Annotated in this window: 1 protein-coding gene; it reads left to right on the top strand. The window is 50.1% G+C overall.

The features are described from left to right. Positions 1-5: 5 nt before the first annotated feature. Positions 6-938 (top strand): ISAon1 family transposase, encoded by a 933-nt coding sequence (locus tag E5342_RS19050; RefSeq protein ID WP_246867179.1) that lies wholly within the window; start codon positions 6-8, stop codon positions 936-938. The last annotated feature ends 8 nt before the right edge of the window (positions 939-946 follow it).

The following is a 946-nucleotide window of genomic DNA, read 5'->3' on the forward strand; positions in this document are numbered from 1 at the left end:
AAGTAATCAGCGACTATCGGCTATGGACCCAGCTTGACCATGCCGATGAATACATACTGTATCCTGAAAATTTCGGGGAGGACATGAGTCTTGACGAGACCTGTCTGAGTAATGGCGATGTCTACACCATACTGACCAACAAAGCCGCGCATGGCGGCAAAGGGAGTCTGGCAGCGATGGTTCGCGGCGTGGCAAGCGACACAGTGTCGGCAATACTGAGAAAAGTCCCGTTGAAACAGCGTCTTAAGGTAAAAACCGTCACGACAGACCTTTCTTCTGCCATGATGCTTACTGTCAGAAACGTGTTTCCTGGCGCATCGCTTGTCAATGACCGGTTCCATGTCCAGCAGCTTATTTCCGAAGCCGTTGACCAACTGAGGATACGACACCGTTGGGAAGTCCTCGATGCCGAGAACAAGGCGGTCAGGGAGCATCGGCAGAGGCGAAAGGAAGCAACGTCAAAAGAAGAACGCGAACTAATCGGAGACTGGGAGCCAGAGAGGATGGAGAACGGCGAGACCATACCGCAGGTCATGGCTCGCAGCCGGCATATCATACTCAAACACAAATCAAAATGGAATGAACAGCAGAAAATACGCGCACGGATATTGTTCGGGAAGTTCCCCGACCTGGAAAAGGCATACGGACTGTTCCTGAAGCTCGTGGACATATTCAACGAGAAAACTTCTGCCGGAGTCGCCAGACTGAACCTCGCCAGATGGTACAACGAAGTGGAAGCTTTCGGAAATAATGAATTCAACAAGGTCCTGGAGACTTTCGAGAACCACAACACCACAATAATCAACTATTTCGAACGGAGGCTCACCAATGCCTCGGCAGAATCCTTCAATGCCAAAATCAAAGCCTTTAGATCTCAGTTCCGCGGAGTAGGAGACATCAAATTCTTCATGTTCCGACTGGCAACACTATACTCTTGACACCTCCT

It is taken from the genome of Parabacteroides distasonis (assembly GCF_004793765.1).
Taxonomy (GTDB): Bacteria; Bacteroidota; Bacteroidia; order Bacteroidales; family Tannerellaceae; genus Parabacteroides; species Parabacteroides distasonis_A.